The sequence below is a fragment of the Anaerophaga thermohalophila str. Valhall genome (genome assembly GCF_000250735.1).
GTDB classification, from domain to species: Bacteria; Bacteroidota; Bacteroidia; order Bacteroidales; family Marinilabiliaceae; genus Anaerophaga; species Anaerophaga thermohalophila_A.
Window position 1 is genome coordinate 1 of record NZ_AHZV01000256.1, and the last position, 13,644, is coordinate 13,644.

Annotated in this window: 23 protein-coding genes; all 23 read right to left on the reverse strand. The window is 36.9% G+C overall.

What is annotated here, in order from left to right:
• Positions 1 to 208 precede the first annotated feature (208 nt).
• The gene (locus OQ5_RS0113665; protein ID WP_176694090.1) at positions 209 to 1,051 is read right to left on the reverse strand and encodes a TDP-N-acetylfucosamine:lipid II N-acetylfucosaminyltransferase; all 843 of its coding nucleotides are present in this window, start codon (positions 1,049 to 1,051) and stop codon (positions 209 to 211) included.
• 227 nt (positions 1,052 to 1,278) lie between these two features.
• Entirely contained in the window at positions 1,279 to 1,401 is a 123-nt protein-coding gene (locus OQ5_RS24760) for a hypothetical protein (RefSeq protein ID WP_016778026.1), read from the reverse strand.
• Positions 1,402 to 1,413: 12 nt separating this feature from the next.
• A complete protein-coding gene (locus tag OQ5_RS0113675; protein WP_016778027.1) occupies positions 1,414 to 1,962 on the reverse strand; it encodes an acyltransferase in 549 nt (182 codons plus the stop codon).
• 457 nt (positions 1,963 to 2,419) lie between these two features.
• A complete protein-coding gene (locus OQ5_RS23570; RefSeq protein ID WP_016778028.1) occupies positions 2,420 to 2,563 on the reverse strand; it encodes a hypothetical protein in 144 nt (47 codons plus the stop codon).
• Positions 2,564 to 2,565: 2 nt separating this feature from the next.
• A complete protein-coding gene (locus tag OQ5_RS0113685) occupies positions 2,566 to 2,904 on the reverse strand; it encodes a hypothetical protein (protein WP_016778029.1) in 339 nt (112 codons plus the stop codon).
• Between the two features lie 96 nt (positions 2,905 to 3,000).
• The gene (locus tag OQ5_RS0113690) at positions 3,001 to 3,498 is read right to left on the reverse strand and encodes a DUF3368 domain-containing protein (RefSeq protein ID WP_082179591.1); all 498 of its coding nucleotides are present in this window, start codon (positions 3,496 to 3,498) and stop codon (positions 3,001 to 3,003) included.
• Positions 3,476 to 3,733, reverse strand: a complete 258-nt coding sequence (locus tag OQ5_RS0113695) for a UPF0175 family protein (RefSeq protein ID WP_016778031.1) — start codon at positions 3,731 to 3,733, stop codon at positions 3,476 to 3,478. The genes OQ5_RS0113690 and OQ5_RS0113695 overlap by 23 nt, the downstream gene beginning before the upstream one ends.
• 365 nt (positions 3,734 to 4,098) lie before the next feature.
• The gene (locus OQ5_RS0113700) at positions 4,099 to 5,217 is read right to left on the reverse strand and encodes a DegT/DnrJ/EryC1/StrS family aminotransferase (protein WP_016778032.1); all 1,119 of its coding nucleotides are present in this window, start codon (positions 5,215 to 5,217) and stop codon (positions 4,099 to 4,101) included.
• Positions 5,218 to 5,344: 127 nt separating this feature from the next.
• On the reverse strand, positions 5,345 to 5,716 hold the full coding sequence (locus OQ5_RS0113705; protein ID WP_016778033.1) for a GxxExxY protein: 372 nt from the start codon (positions 5,714 to 5,716) through the stop codon (positions 5,345 to 5,347).
• A gap of 188 nt (positions 5,717 to 5,904) precedes the next feature.
• Positions 5,905 to 6,186: a PIN domain-containing protein gene (locus OQ5_RS21140; RefSeq protein ID WP_016778034.1), complete on the reverse strand. Its 282-nt coding sequence runs from the start codon at positions 6,184 to 6,186 to the stop codon at positions 5,905 to 5,907.
• A 136-nt stretch (positions 6,187 to 6,322) separates the two neighbouring features.
• Entirely contained in the window at positions 6,323 to 6,556 is a 234-nt protein-coding gene (locus tag OQ5_RS0113715; protein WP_255297541.1) for a hypothetical protein, read from the reverse strand.
• Between the two features lie 169 nt (positions 6,557 to 6,725).
• The gene (locus OQ5_RS0113720) at positions 6,726 to 8,204 is read right to left on the reverse strand and encodes a lipopolysaccharide biosynthesis protein (protein ID WP_141638886.1); all 1,479 of its coding nucleotides are present in this window, start codon (positions 8,202 to 8,204) and stop codon (positions 6,726 to 6,728) included.
• Positions 8,205 to 8,709: 505 nt separating this feature from the next.
• Positions 8,710 to 9,102 (reverse strand): HEPN domain-containing protein, encoded by a 393-nt coding sequence (locus tag OQ5_RS0113725; protein ID WP_016778037.1) that lies wholly within the window; start codon positions 9,100 to 9,102, stop codon positions 8,710 to 8,712.
• Positions 9,099 to 9,419, reverse strand: coding sequence for a nucleotidyltransferase domain-containing protein (locus OQ5_RS0113730; RefSeq protein WP_016778038.1), 321 nt, complete (start codon positions 9,417 to 9,419; stop codon positions 9,099 to 9,101). The genes OQ5_RS0113725 and OQ5_RS0113730 overlap by 4 nt, the downstream gene beginning before the upstream one ends.
• Before the next feature lie 6 nt (positions 9,420 to 9,425).
• Complete coding sequence (locus tag OQ5_RS0113735) at positions 9,426 to 9,626, reverse strand: hypothetical protein (protein ID WP_016778039.1); 201 nt, start codon at positions 9,624 to 9,626, stop codon at positions 9,426 to 9,428.
• Positions 9,627 to 9,964: 338 nt separating this feature from the next.
• Positions 9,965 to 10,405, reverse strand: a complete 441-nt coding sequence (locus OQ5_RS0113740; protein WP_016778040.1) for a type II toxin-antitoxin system VapC family toxin — start codon at positions 10,403 to 10,405, stop codon at positions 9,965 to 9,967.
• Positions 10,396 to 10,539, reverse strand: coding sequence for a hypothetical protein (locus OQ5_RS23575; RefSeq protein WP_176694091.1), 144 nt, complete (start codon positions 10,537 to 10,539; stop codon positions 10,396 to 10,398). Before OQ5_RS23575 ends, OQ5_RS0113740 begins: the two co-directional genes overlap by 10 nt.
• Before the next feature lie 139 nt (positions 10,540 to 10,678).
• Positions 10,679 to 11,116, reverse strand: a complete 438-nt coding sequence (locus OQ5_RS23580; protein ID WP_016778042.1) for a hypothetical protein — start codon at positions 11,114 to 11,116, stop codon at positions 10,679 to 10,681.
• A gap of 779 nt (positions 11,117 to 11,895) precedes the next feature.
• Entirely contained in the window at positions 11,896 to 12,213 is a 318-nt protein-coding gene (locus tag OQ5_RS21145) for a nucleotidyltransferase domain-containing protein (RefSeq protein WP_016778043.1), read from the reverse strand.
• Positions 12,192 to 12,503, reverse strand: coding sequence for a HEPN domain-containing protein (locus tag OQ5_RS25315; RefSeq protein ID WP_082179592.1), 312 nt, complete (start codon positions 12,501 to 12,503; stop codon positions 12,192 to 12,194). The genes OQ5_RS21145 and OQ5_RS25315 overlap by 22 nt, the downstream gene beginning before the upstream one ends.
• A gap of 177 nt (positions 12,504 to 12,680) precedes the next feature.
• Positions 12,681 to 13,025, reverse strand: coding sequence for a nucleotidyltransferase family protein (locus tag OQ5_RS0113765; RefSeq protein WP_016778045.1), 345 nt, complete (start codon positions 13,023 to 13,025; stop codon positions 12,681 to 12,683).
• Entirely contained in the window at positions 12,998 to 13,405 is a 408-nt protein-coding gene (locus tag OQ5_RS0113770; protein ID WP_016778046.1) for a nucleotidyltransferase substrate binding protein, read from the reverse strand. Before OQ5_RS0113770 ends, OQ5_RS0113765 begins: the two co-directional genes overlap by 28 nt.
• 50 nt (positions 13,406 to 13,455) lie before the next feature.
• Positions 13,456 to 13,644 (reverse strand): hypothetical protein (locus OQ5_RS23900; RefSeq protein ID WP_218054544.1); only part of this gene is annotated, 189 nt, incomplete at its 5' end.

Sequence of the window (13,644 nt, forward strand, 5' to 3'; positions counted from 1 at the left end):
TTTAAGGGGAACCCCCACCGCGCGATTCCTTTGATATAGTACCATTCGTATGTTTTAATCTGCTATGAATTGCGGTCCAGCCCGGTTCTCCCTTTCAGGGGAGTTAGTGGGGTGGTGAGGGGGTAACATTTAACTTGTAACTAACTAACTATTGTCGTTAATTACTACAAATAATAATTGTGACTTTCTTTGGGCTTTTTCCGTGATGTTACTTCTTTACTTTCGCCCCGCAGTTTTTATTTGTTAAATAATCAATTAATTCTTTGGTTTCTTTTTGAACCTGTTTTCTACTATAGATTTTATTTAATAAAGGCCTGTTCACTGTTGCTAATTCCCCAAAGTCAGGAAAGGATGGATGTCTTTTAAGGTCTTCAATTTCAAATATTTTCAATCCTTTTTCTTTGAAAAACGAAAAGACAGGATTTTTTTTGTTAAGAAAAACACGAGCTCCTTTCCAAAGTGCAACTATAATATTAGCTATTGCTTGTTGGCGAATTTGGTTCATTATTACATTTCCGCAACTGTTCAATATTGCATGATATTCCATTAAAGGAAGAAATTCCATTAAAGGCATAAATGATTCTTTAAACATTTCTTCACCTATGCTTTTTATGTACTCAGCATATTTTTTATCGCCATATGATAAGGGAACAATAATTTTTTTGTTGTCTATGTTTATATTAATAAGAAAATTAAAAGTATCAAGATGGTTATTGGTTAAAGTGGCCGAATTTCCTATCAGAAAATTTTCATCAGTGCAAAGTGATGTTATTTCATCTGCTAAAGCATCTTCAATTGTGATATATTTAAATGGTTTGAACTCAATCTTCCGGTTGATGTGTTTTTGTATTAGATAATAATCGTAAGGGATTACAGTAGAGACAGAATCTATCTTTTTTAATTGATTTCTTCTTAGCTTAACCGGGTGTTCTTGTTGCTTAATTATTTTGAAGACGGAGTTATAAAAACTATTGGTATATTCGGACAAAAGGGAACCTATTTTCCCATTAAAATTATATTGTTTGAATCTAATTTTTTTTGTTTCTTTCAAGTAAAGGTTGCTCGAAAGTTCAGGAAGAAAATATAAGTCACCACCCCAACACATCCAATGAAAATGGGTGGATTTTGATGTGTATTCAAGTATAGTATATTTATAAGAATCAAATAAGTTATGAAAGATTACAGCATCAAATTTATTTATGGAACTAATTAGTTTGGTGTATTCGTTTGATGTTGTTGGTTTGGAAATAATGTTTGGATGATTTGAGATAACTAAATTTAATTTTCGTCTTCATCAGCGGATGGTTTAATATAATATATGCTTTTCCCTGGAGCAACTGATTCAAATATATTGATAACGTGATCGATAAATTTTTCGTCTTCACATAGATGTAGTATCATTTTGTTTCAACTTTAACGCATAAGGTTTAAGCAACGTCTTTTTCTCTTCTTAATTGATTCTGCTGGAATTCCGGCATATATGCTCCATTTTTTCAGATTGTTTCTTACCAAAGACATAGCTCCCACAGCAACCCCTTCTTCAACCGTTACTTTAGGGAGAATGACGGTGCCTGCCCCAATTTGAGAATATTTACCTATTGTAATTTTTCCACCTGTCACATTGGTGTATTCCTGAGAAATCATAGGACCAATTAAGTAGTCGCCACTAAAATCATCGGTAGCGCTAAATAAAGTACACCGTGGCGAAAGACCGGTGAAGTCTTCCATTTCAATACCGAATTGTCCGTAAAGGGCGCAGTATGCAGAAATATGAATGTATGAACCCAGTTTTATGTTTCCTGACAGAATACAAAAATCATCAATTCTGACATTATTGCCAATTTCCATGTTTTCTATCCCATAAAATTTGGCAAAGCGGCTAATCAGAACGTTGTTTCCGAGGGTTTTAAATTCAAGTTTGGTTAGTTCATTGGGCGAGTAAAAGGATGTTGATGTTGACATGGTCTTTGTTTATGGATGTTTAGTTTCACAGAGTACCACAGAGTTTGCACAGAGTATCACGGAGTTTTTATTTTTACTCTGTGAAACACTGTGATTCCACTGTGGAACACTGTGATATATTTTTTAGTTACACAGAGTATCACAGATTTTCAAGGTGTTATTCTTTTTACTCTGCGTTTCTATTGTGTTTTCATTGTGCGACACTGTGAGATATTAATTTACACAGAAGTAACACAGTTTTTTATGCATAGTTTTAGCTAAATCATTATATCCTGAGGCAGTCTTACCCGCATAAAATATCTGGCAAAAGCTTGTGACAAATGTTCCCGGTAGGGAGGGAGCAACCTTATACGTTGTCCCAATTCCACTGCAAGCTTACAAAGAGTCTCTTTTTGGATTCCATATACGTTTCTAAAATCAACAACCTGATGATCGTCAAAGAAATCATCATTTTTACTCAGTAAATGGTATCCAGGTAAAAAGCCGTTTTTTCACCTTCTTTTATTGTGTCGGGAGGGACAACAATAGGGCAGTCAGGGATAAAGTCTCCCTGTTGCAAATCACTGGTGTTGTAAATGGCCTGATACCACAGGTATTGCATTTTTAAATGAATGGTTTGGGTTGGTAATGAGTGACTTTTTTAATTCTCGTTTTAACTCTGAATGTTTTTTTTACGGGCAAGGATAATGTAAAATCATAATTATCGTTGAAAAAGCCGGTTTCTTCCCGGGCAGCTTCCTGAAAAGGCAAAGAAAAGCCTGTCTTCACCGTCGTATTGGTCAGGTCAAATTTATTCGTGTTTTCTAATAGCAAAATCCAGTGAAAAACAGCATTGTCTTTTTCAAAATTTGAAATGTTTTGTTTTTGCAATAAGTCCATTGTATCAACTTCGTCAGGAAAAGAAACAATATTGTTTATCTCATTATTATTTAAAAGATTCATACAATTGGCCTTTAGTAAGTTCTTTAAACAAATTACTGCAAATACCGTGGGAATTGTTGAGCCATTCGGTAATTTGTGATTGTCGGGCTAAGGAGCTTATTCTTCATCAACTCTTTTAAGGATTTCAATTTTGAGTTTATCACTTATCCAAACGTCTTTGTCAGTCAATTGGTCCAATAATGGTTTTAGCTCTTTAATGAATCCTTTTGCCTTAGCTTTTACAAGTATCCCTATTGTACCCGTAACTTTAAGATCGGCATGTTTGGCGTGAAAACGACCCAGTTTTTCATCAAGAATAATTAGGCCAGCGTTTAATTCGGTAGCCAATACGATTGCTTCTGCTTCCCCGGCATCCAGGTCAAGAAAAAATTTGACGGCTTGTTTGTCTTGAATTTCAGTAATTTTTATCCACTTAAGTTGAGATAAATCCTGATAATATCCTTTTGTTTTTCCGGCTTCAATTTCTTTATATACTGCTGCGGGGATATAAATCTGTGAGTAAATCTTTTGAAGCAGCTCCAGACGCCCTAATTTTAAAAGAGAAATAATTGGAGTTGTATTTGAAACAATATTAGGCATTTGCAATGTCTTCATTTATTTCATCAGTATTGTATCCACCAAATACTGAAACATTGTATCTGGCAAGTAAATCCAGAAAATCAACTCTTGATAAGCCTAAAACTTGTGCTGCAATGCCTGAAGAAATTCGTCCAAGTTCATACAGTTTTACCATAGAACTTATTTTTATTTCTGATTGAAAATCCTTTTCGCTAAGTCCCAGGTTATTAGCTAGATATTTCGGATATTCTATGTTTATTATTCCTTTCATGCTTTATGTATTTAAATGTCAGACCGTATTATCTTGTTGTTTTCAATGTTTTTCGCTCACCTCCGATCCTTAATTCAAAAATACTTAAACCCGGAAAGGAAAGCAAATTTGGTCTGAGTAAAGTTTTTTCGTAACACAACTTGTCACGGTTTATCGGGAGATTTATTTAGCTATTAGCTGATGGTGCTATTCCTTTTTACTCTGTGAAACTCTGCGTTTCCACTGTGCGATACTGTGAAATACTTTTTGGTTACACAGAGTATCACAGAGTTTGCACAGAGTTTTTATTTTTACTCTGTGTGACATTGTGTTTTCATTGTGAAACACTGTGAAATATTTCTTGGTTACACGGAGTACCACAGAGTTTACACAGAGTATAACAGAGTTTTTAAAATCTCCACAATCCTGTTTACATCACTTATTTCCAAATCCGGGTATATCGGCAAACAAATCACTTTTTCCGCTACTTCGTTGGCTACAGGCAGGTTACCGGGTGCCGCGGATGGCAGTCCCTTGTATGTCGGAAAATTACTGATGAGCGGATAAAAATATCTGCGAGCAAATATGTTGTTTTCTTTCAGGTGTTCATAGAGTTCATCGCGGCTTTTGCCGTATTCTGTTTCATTTATCAGGACAGGGAAATAGGAATAAGCGTGTTTGATGCCGGGTAGATCGTTGAGAAAACGGATGCCGGGGATGTCTTTTAGTTTTTCCCTGTAAGTTTCTGCAATCTCTTTTCGGCGAGCGATTGCCTTGTCGATGTATTTGAGTTGCATAAGTCCAAAAGCGGCCTGCACCTCATTCATTTTTGCGTTGATGCCGGGAGCAATAACCTTTGTTTCCCCGCGAAAGCCGAAATTTTTAAGGTCGTCGATGTGTTGTTTCATCTTTTCATCGTGACAGATGATGGCGCCACCTTCAAAAGTGTTAAATACTTTGGTTGCGTGGAAACTCAGAACACTCAAATCGCCAAAGTTTAGAACCGATTCTCCGTCTTTTTCTAAGCCAAAGGCATGAGCAGCATCGTAAAGCACTTTCAGGTTATAGGTATCGGCAATTTGTTGGATGGCTTCAATATTACAAGGATTGCCATATACATGCACCGGCATGAGGGCTGTGGTGTGTGGAGTAATGGCAGCTTCTATCTTTTCGGGGTCAAGATTGAATGTTTCCGGTTCTATGTCCACAAACACCGGTTTGATGTTGTTCCACCAGAGCGAGTGGGTGGTGGCCACAAAACTGAACGGGGTAGTAATAACTTCACCGGTGATGCGCAATGCCTGGAGAGCCGTAATGAGGGCTAAGGTGCCGTTGCCGAAAAGACAAACATGTTTTACTCCCAAATAATCACACAACTCCTGCTCCAGTTGCTGATGGAACTGGCCGTTATTGGTAAGCCATTTCGATTCCCATATTTTCTCTAAGTATGGTTGGAACTCCTCGAGTGGTGGGAGGAGGGGGGATGTGACGGGTATTTTGTTCATGGTTTTTAGTTACACAGAGTATCACAGAGTTATTCACAGAGTGTCACGGAGTTTTTTAGTTACACAGAGTAAAAATAAAAACTCTGTATGACACTGTGTAAACTCAGTGAGCCTCTGTGAACCTGTCCTACAGTACAAATCGGCGAATACCATTTTTCAAACTCTTTACATTGAAATTAATAAGCAATCCAACGTGCTTTATGCTAAACTTTAAGTAGGTCAATATTTGTGCGGTATGAACGTCTGTAAATGCTTCTACCGTTTTTAGTTCAATGATTACAGTGTTTTCTACTAATATATCAAGTCGGTATCCGCAATCAAGTTTAATGTCATCGTAAACGATCGGAACCGGTTGTTCAGCAATGGTTTCTAATCCTTTTTTGTTTAGCTCATGAATCAGGCATGTTTGGTATGCAGATTCAAGCAATCCCGGGCCCAAGGCTGAGTGAACTTTGTAGGCGGAATCAAGGATTTCGTGGGTTAGGTCGTTTTGATTCATCTTTGTAGTTTTTGGTTATACAGGATTAAGGTTACACAGAGTATCACGGTGTTATGCACTGAGTAGCACAGAGTTTTTATTTTTTCTCTGTGAGACCCTGTGCTTCCTCTGTGGGACACTGTGAAATATTATTTAGTTACACAGTGTATTTACAGAGCTAATTATAGCTGATAGCTCGTAGCTGGCCACTAAAACAGTAATTTGAAACCTTTTCTTTTTAGGCCGTCTTTGAGGATTTTATCGCCGGTCCAAAGAGGACTTTTCAAGTAAATAGACAGAGCAACAAAAGGAGTGTCTTTTTCATCAATATCGTTGCAAAGCTCATGAGCTTTTATCCTTGAATTTTTGTCAATTAAAGCAATAGGAACAAAGTAGATACACTCCAACAAATTGTTAAGTACGATGTAGAATTCCTGTTCGTTGAGCTTTGAATTTTTCAGGGGTTTTTCTTTTATGACAATAAATCTCATAAATTAAAAAGTTTGGAGCATAAAACAGGAAATCACTCTCAAATAGTAAATCTCTGATACTTGATCTTTCAGGAATTAAAGCAGAAAAAAATAATGTTTGTATCGACGACCAGTGTGCTTTTGCTCATTTCTGGGTTTATTTCAAAAAATCTTCCTTGTTTTTGTTCCACCAATCGTTGTTCACATCTTCTGCAATATCAAGAATATCTTCATTTATTCCCGATTTGTAGATCAAATCCTCTGTCTGCAACCGTTTAACAAGCCTTATTAGGTAATCTTTGTCTAATCCTTTTTTGTTAATGGTAAGGATCAGGCTGTTTTTTTTATCTTCAATTTGTATGTTTTGCATGGTGTTTATTGTTTGGTTCATTTGCTTAAATTTAATCAGTATGATTCGTTTTTTCAATGGGTGTTGTCTGTTAACTATTAGCTGTTATTGTTTTTCTCTGTGAGACCCTGTGTTTCCGCTGTGCGATACTGTGAAATATCTTTTTAAATTCTACAGAGTCTCACAGCGTTTAAATTCTTCCACCTTGCAACTAACGTTTTTTAATTTTTCTCCTTACTACTCCCATTATATCTGCATTTTTCACTTCATCCAACGCAATCATCAGGCCCTCCAGCCGAAACAAGCGAGTGAGGCCAAGATATATTGCTGTAAAGGAACCTCCAAACAGAATGCCGTGCAACCAAAGAGACTCCGGCTGCCAGGCCAGTAGCTCAATTATTCGCAGTCCACCAGTAGTGATTATTAAGATTGTCAGGTATTTCCAGATAATTTGGTAGAACCATCGCTTTTGGACTTTCATCTCTTTTGAGGCGAAAATAATGTTGAAATGAAGTGCAATAGAATAAGCTATAACCATTCCGTAAAGAAACCCTTTAAGGCCAAACCAGAAGCCGATAGCGAAGTTAAGCCCTGTTACTACTTTCTTCCATATTTCAAGCCTCAGAAAAGCTCTTGAATTGCCTTTGCTGGAAATAATATTGACTAACAAAGCACTAAAAGGATAAACAAAACCCGCCAGGACAATAATTCTAAAATATTCTACCGAAGGTAACCATTTTGCGGAAAACAAAATAACGATGATGTCCTGCGCCGTCAGATAAAGAAAACCCAGAATAAAAAACACTGCAAAATTGAGGATGTGGAATGAACGTTTGACCACATTTTTGTACCGTTCTTCCTGATGCTGAATTTCGCTTAGTACCGGAAATAGTATCGACATCAGACTCCCGGAGGTGTAATTGATGATAAACTGGTTGAGCGATTTTGCCCGGAAGTATTGTCCTAATGTTGCCGGACTGAACAGTTTTCCAATGATCAATGAGTCCAACTGTTTGTATATGGTATCTAATAATCCGGAAAGAAACATATTAAACCCAAACCCCCACAGTTCTTTCAGTGCATCTTTCCTTAAAATTGGTTTGGGTTTCCATCCGGTAAAGAAATAGACATAAATATTGTTTGTCAGGCTCGAAATAAGGCTTTGTGCCACCAATGCCCACACGCCAAGATTCATAAATGCCAGTGTAACCCCTGTAATGCCACCTGTGACCATGGCCCAAATTTGTGATTTGGTTAATACCGAATACTTTAGTTGCTTCCGCAGCCAGGTACGCTGGACGTTACAAAAAGAACTGATAATGAAGTTGAGCGACATCACCTGCATGATAGGCTTCAGGTCGGGCCGCTCATAAAATGTTGCTACCAGTCCGGCACTCAAAAAGAATAACAGAAACAGTGTTGTACCTACGGCCACATTGAAATAGAAAACCGAGCCGTAGTGCTCTTCTTTTACATTCTGCCGTTGTATCAGTGCGGAGCCGAGCCCCATATCCACTAAAACAGCAGCTAAGCCGATTACTACATTTACCATTGCCAGCATCCCGAAGTCTTCGGGCGCCAGCAGGCGGGCAAGAAATATGGAAATAACAAAGCCAATGCCCTGGTTGGAGAACCTTCCGATCATGTTCCATGCAAAGGCTTTGGCGCTGCGTTGTTTTAGTGTTGACAAGTGTTGGTGTAGTGTGTTTTGAGTTTCGTGTTTTGTGTTACGGGTGCTGGTTCCCTTTCAGGGGGTTAGGGGGTGTGTGGCGGGGTTATGTGTTTCGTGTTCATTTCATTGTGTCCTTTGGGTTGTTGCTACGCAACGATTTTTTGTCACCGAAACGACAGTAAGGAGTTCTATAACACCTTAAAAAGAAAATAATGATGTTGTCAATTCTTGCAAGCAAGCGGCCGCTCGGCTCTGCCGCTTTGCTCCGCAAAGAAAGCCGGGCGAAGCGAATTAAACGAATTAATAGAACTGCAAGTAGTTTTTCAAAAGTGTTGCATAGCAACCCCTGCCCGAAGGGCATAATTCGTGTAATTCGTTAAATTCGCGGTTCCCCCAAACAAACGGCGCAGCCGTTTAAAATTTTATTTGTGGATTTATTTACCGAACAATCCTTTTGTATTTCAAAGTTAATTCACCTAAGTTAATAAAAAGGTCTGATTTGAATTTTTTGGTTTTCAAATAATTATTCCTTTAGAGCCTTTTCAATAATATCGATGAACTGTTGAGATTTAGGGAATAATCTTAATACAGTTTCTTCATCATAGTCGAAGAAATCGTTATAATCACCTTTTTGTCTTTTTTCAAAAAGATCAGTATAATGTTTGGCTACTTCTCTATTAATAATTCCTGTTTTAACAAATACTTCTCCAAACTTGTTTCTTGTTCCTGCATGGCTTCCAACTTCAATTTTGTGTTTATATAGAAGTGCGCTTACAGCATAAAAGCACGCATAATACATACGGTTTATGGCAGTATTCCAAAATTCGTTCTCAATATGAGTTTGCACTTCCAGAATGGTTTCTCTGGCGCGCTCTATTCTGTAATTGATATAATCCTCCTCCCTATATTGAGTCATAATAATATCCCGTCACGCATTACATTTCTGAAGTATGGTGTAAGCCTGTATTTGTTATACCATTCTTGTTGGCTGTATATCATTGGGCTTATTATTTCACCAGTGTTGAATTCAAGATCATACAGGGGAGATGTTATTTGTTGTTCAGTATCAGGGGAGATGTGATCTTTATTCAAGAGTATCAATAAATCCCAGTCTGAGTTCTTTTTTGAAGTCCCCCTTGATCGTGATCCATACAAATAGACTTTTGCCTCAGGGGCACGCTCTTTAATTATTTCTTTTATTTGGGTTAATATATACTCTTTGTTGGTTTGCATATATCATTATTTGTGTAAATTACTGATTTTGTTCCAACGCCCTTTTTTAGCAGATGCAATGACTTCGTCAGCATCTTCATGAGAGACATGACTATCTGCCGTTAATTCTTCGTACTTCAGGTAATCAATTATTGCTTGAATACGGTTTGAATTTTTGCTTGTTTGGATTCTGATCTTAAGTTCGTTTTTGTCTCTTTCAATTATCATCGGTATCAGTTTTGTAAAAACAATATAAGTGATTTAAGTGAATTACACAATTTATCGACCTTTATTTTCAACTAATTGTATTTGACCCTGCGGGGGTTTGCTACGCAACGATTTTTGTTACCGAAACGACTGTAAGGAGTTCTATAACACCTTAAAAAGAAAATAATGATGTTGTCAATTACACGAATTGGGAACAGCTTCGCTGTTTATTAAACTGTAAAGTTGTTTTTAATTCGCATAATTCGTAAAATTCGCGGTTCCCCAAACAAAATGGCGGAGCCGTTTAAAAATTTTATTTGTGGATTCATTTATTTGAAAAATATTGTATCATAGATGTTTCAAGTTAATTGATCAACCAGAACAACTTTTAATTCTATGAATTTATTAAGCTGATTGTCGTTGGTTATGAAAAAATCTGAACCAGATTGCAATGCAGATGCCAGTTGGATTGCATCAGGCGTTTTAAAGCCATATTTAGCTCTGATTTTAGCAGCCTTTTTTGCAATATCTGCATTGATATCGATCATCTCTATTGATGGTGAATAACAAAGGATGTTTGAGTACTGTTCAGATAACTCAACCTGGTCATTTTTTAAAGGGAGTACCAGAACTTCGATAAGAGTAATGACAGACGTGCTGAAAACAAACGAACCTTCTGCGTTGGCATTAAACAGTTTTTCCAGACGTGTAATGTATACCGGATTTTCTTCGATAAAATAAATGATAGGTGCTGTATCCAGAAAAACTTTTTTCCCGGAAAATTTTCTGATTAATCCCATGTTTTTCGTTGAGAATCTATGTATTCATCCACGTTAATGTTATTCCAAAGACCCTTACCCAAGCCTTTTAGTCTGGTCAGTCCTTCTCTGGCAGATGAATTTTGTTTCTTAAAACTACGTATGATTCTGTCCATAACTTCAATTTTTTCATCATAGCTAAGATATTCGATTTGGGATAATATTTGGTTTAAATTGTTGGTTTTAGTTTGCATGGTATTTTTTTAAAGATGATACTTTTATGTCTTTGGAGGCTTTAATTTACGTAAGTCTTTATTAGCAGAACATAATCCAGTATTTTGTACTGAAGATATTCGCGCAGGATAAATCTCCTGAAAGACTGAAGTTCGATTGGATAAAACTTTTGTATTTATGGTTTTCAATAACAGAAGCTGCTTGCAGATATTGTTCATCAATGTCTTTTAGGAGATACCTAAGAATGTAATTGACATCAATGATTTCCATATTTATTTTTCTTAGGTGTTTTTCCCAGGCGGTTTTTTCTTCTTCAACTTTATCGGGCGATGAAAAGTCTTTAAGTTTTCCGGCTGCCTTATATCCCTCATTTTGGGAAGAAACATTTGTATCGTTATTATTATCCTCCAGAAGCAAAATAACTCTTACTTTTTTACTATTTTCAATATGTCCGGAAATGTATTCCGGCAGTGTAATGGTTTTATTTTTGAGATTTGAGGTAAATTCAATTGCCTTCATTAGTTACCTTTTTTATCAAAGATAATGATATAATTACTCCGTTGCAATGGCGTTTATATGGAAACATTTACGATAATAGTACATTGTCTGTAAATGCTTTTATATTTAATTTCTGTCCATAAAGTGGCATTTACTGCGTTACGCTCGTCCGAAAATTACTCATTTACGACAAGTAAACTCCGTATTTTCGGACTTCGCAAGCCTTGTAAATGACACTTTCTGAAAAGAAACTCAAATTGTAAAAATTTTTTGGGTGTTTACAGACAGGCACTATTTAATGATTTTCAAATAGGTCAGGAGCCTGCCCCGATTTAGGTAGGCTTTGCTTGTTAAAGCTTAGCCGAACTTATTCGGGGGTGCCTGTTACGCCTAATCTGTAAATCTTTGAAAGATTCTCTGTTTATATTACAGTTTCACTCATGTTTTATCAACGAAATGTTTTGCCCTTCGTGCGGTGGTCGCTTCGCAACTTTTTTTGGGAACCGCGAATTTTACGAATTAAGCGAATTTTTAACAGCTTCGCTGTTTATTAAACCGCAAAGCGGTTTTTAATTCGTGTAATTCGTAAAATTAGCGGTTCCCTCAAACAAAACGGCGCAGCCGCTTAAAGATTTTATTTGTGAATTCATTTAAAGGTTATATTTCCTCTTTGAGAACTTCGTAAAGCATATTATAGCTTGAGTTTAAGCAGTGTGTTCTCCGGGTATTTTTCGGCAAGAGACTTTAATTCGATGTATGTTGGGTCATTGTTTAGATTCATAAATATTTCTTTTTGATATCTAAACAATCTCAATACCGTTTTCTTTGATATTCTCAATCAGAGGAGAATTCTCATTGCTATAGAAACGGTCAGGGTTTATAAAAAGGGGTTCTATCCGGGAATTTATTTTTCTTGTCAGCATCCATGCTCTACCAATGGTTTGCTCATCCGGTTTGTTCATTTTGTCTGAAACAATTAATACATCAATATCACTATCTTCCTTTGCTTCGTCGGTAGAATAACTTCCAAACAAAAAAGCCTGGCTTACATCAAAGCCTTCTGTATTTAGAAGAGCAATGTATCTTTTTAAAATATCTATAGTTTCTGATTTAGACATTCAAGTAAGTTTTTTGTTTTAAGTAAGTAGTCCTCAATTTTGTTTTTGTCAGGGATTACAGGGTTGTAATCCGGATATCTTCCTTGTAGTTGATATTGCATTAAAATACCAAGGAAAATTTCTTCATCCTCAGAAAATTTCAAATTGGCTTTATCGGAAAGATAAAAGAGGTTGTGCGATTTTGGTGCAATCTCTTTGGTTTCTTTAACTATACGAGCTTTAATGATTTTCTCAATAACTAAGTGGCGGAAAAACAGGCCATGTAGATAACGTTGACGCTGGATGTTTATCCGCCGTTAATTGATGAGCCCGGTCTAAAAAGCATCTTTGTTGCCAGGCTCTGTGTTGTTTCAAATTTTTGCATCCTCATTAACAACGAGTTAACTCCGGCACAAAAATTTAAAACGCCTTGATCTTGACAAAAATATGCTTTTTATACCGCACTCATTGATAATTTAAATCTGTTGTTATGATTTGATTTCTTTGTGGTAGAATTCAATTCCCACATGGTTAATATGGTCTTTAAGGTCGTTGTTTTTAATTGCATCAAAGGGAATAACGTCGAAATACCATGGCAATGAAAGCTCTTCATTAAGAATGCCTGACAGTTTGGTATATATAAGTTGATTAATGCTATTACCTTTTACCGCAATGTCGACATCTGAACCGGACTTAAAGTTTCCAATAGCCCGGGAGCCGAACACAATGGCAGATTCAATTTCGGGGAATTGTTTCAGGCTGTTGATGATAAGTTCCATGTTCCTGTTATCAATACCCGGTATGGTCACTCCTTTATTTTTTGTTTTCCCCATTCTTCAAAGTCTTTCAAAAGCGGAAAGTATATTGTTTTAATGTTTTGGACCAACTCCCGGGCCATTGCTTCATCGTAGGTATGTGCAGAGAGATTTCTGCTGTCCAGAGCATTTATCCACAAATCTCCCTTGTTGATGTATCCATTTTGGAAAGCTGTTTTTATGGCTTCCCGTGGACTTTTTACCGAAAATCCTTCTGCTGTCAGGAAATCTTTTAGGGTTTTCCAGGCCAGTTCAAAGGCAACTTCATAAAACTGTATAATACCTGCACGTTCTGCATCCGAGGGGTCCTTTATTGTTAGGGTATCTTGCAGGTATTTGAATGCTTTATTAAAGTTTTGAAATCGCTGTTGCCAACGGATATCGTTATTGTTATTCATTTTGTATTGAGAATCATTCCACGCCTTCGGCACGGTGACCCACAGTTGGTTCACCCATGCATGAAAAAAGTCATCATTTTATTACGATGCAAAAATACAGAAGTTTCGGCGAAAGGTGTAATATCGAAGGGAAATTTTACGGGGGAGGAGGGGAGGGGGAGGTTAATTGGTTGATTGGTTGATTGGGGTTGCTGGTTGCTGGATGCTGGTTGCTGGATGCTGGATGCTGGTTGCTGGAG

Bases quoted from the DNA above. Each gene is read 5' to 3' on its own strand.
- OQ5_RS24760 (WP_016778026.1), bottom strand. From the start codon at position 1,401: ATGATACTACATCTATGTGAAGACGAAAAATTTATCGATCACGTTATC.
- OQ5_RS0113675 (WP_016778027.1), bottom strand. From the start codon at position 1,962: ATGTCAACATCAACATCCTTTTACTCGCCCAATGAACTAACCAAACTT.
- OQ5_RS23570 (WP_016778028.1), bottom strand. From the start codon at position 2,563: ATGCAATACCTGTGGTATCAGGCCATTTACAACACCAGTGATTTGCAA.
- OQ5_RS0113685 (WP_016778029.1), bottom strand. From the start codon at position 2,904: ATGAATCTTTTAAATAATAATGAGATAAACAATATTGTTTCTTTTCCT.
- OQ5_RS0113690 (WP_082179591.1), bottom strand. From the start codon at position 3,498: ATGAAGACATTGCAAATGCCTAATATTGTTTCAAATACAACTCCAATT.
- OQ5_RS0113695 (WP_016778031.1), bottom strand. From the start codon at position 3,733: ATGAAAGGAATAATAAACATAGAATATCCGAAATATCTAGCTAATAAC.
- OQ5_RS0113700 (WP_016778032.1), bottom strand. From the start codon at position 5,217: ATGAACAAAATACCCGTCACATCCCCCCTCCTCCCACCACTCGAGGAG.
- OQ5_RS0113705 (WP_016778033.1), bottom strand. From the start codon at position 5,716: ATGAATCAAAACGACCTAACCCACGAAATCCTTGATTCCGCCTACAAA.
- OQ5_RS21140 (WP_016778034.1), bottom strand. From the start codon at position 6,186: ATGAGATTTATTGTCATAAAAGAAAAACCCCTGAAAAATTCAAAGCTC.
- OQ5_RS0113715 (WP_255297541.1), bottom strand. From the start codon at position 6,556: ATGAACCAAACAATAAACACCATGCAAAACATACAAATTGAAGATAAA.
- OQ5_RS0113725 (WP_016778037.1), bottom strand. From the start codon at position 9,102: ATGACTCAATATAGGGAGGAGGATTATATCAATTACAGAATAGAGCGC.
- OQ5_RS0113730 (WP_016778038.1), bottom strand. From the start codon at position 9,419: ATGCAAACCAACAAAGAGTATATATTAACCCAAATAAAAGAAATAATT.
- OQ5_RS0113735 (WP_016778039.1), bottom strand. From the start codon at position 9,626: ATGATAATTGAAAGAGACAAAAACGAACTTAAGATCAGAATCCAAACA.
- OQ5_RS0113740 (WP_016778040.1), bottom strand. From the start codon at position 10,405: ATGGGATTAATCAGAAAATTTTCCGGGAAAAAAGTTTTTCTGGATACA.
- OQ5_RS23575 (WP_176694091.1), bottom strand. From the start codon at position 10,539: ATGGACAGAATCATACGTAGTTTTAAGAAACAAAATTCATCTGCCAGA.
- OQ5_RS23580 (WP_016778042.1), bottom strand. From the start codon at position 11,116: ATGAAGGCAATTGAATTTACCTCAAATCTCAAAAATAAAACCATTACA.
- OQ5_RS21145 (WP_016778043.1), bottom strand. From the start codon at position 12,213: ATGTCTAAATCAGAAACTATAGATATTTTAAAAAGATACATTGCTCTT.
- OQ5_RS0113765 (WP_016778045.1), bottom strand. From the start codon at position 13,025: ATGGGGAAAACAAAAAATAAAGGAGTGACCATACCGGGTATTGATAAC.
- OQ5_RS0113770 (WP_016778046.1), bottom strand. From the start codon at position 13,405: ATGAATAACAATAACGATATCCGTTGGCAACAGCGATTTCAAAACTTT.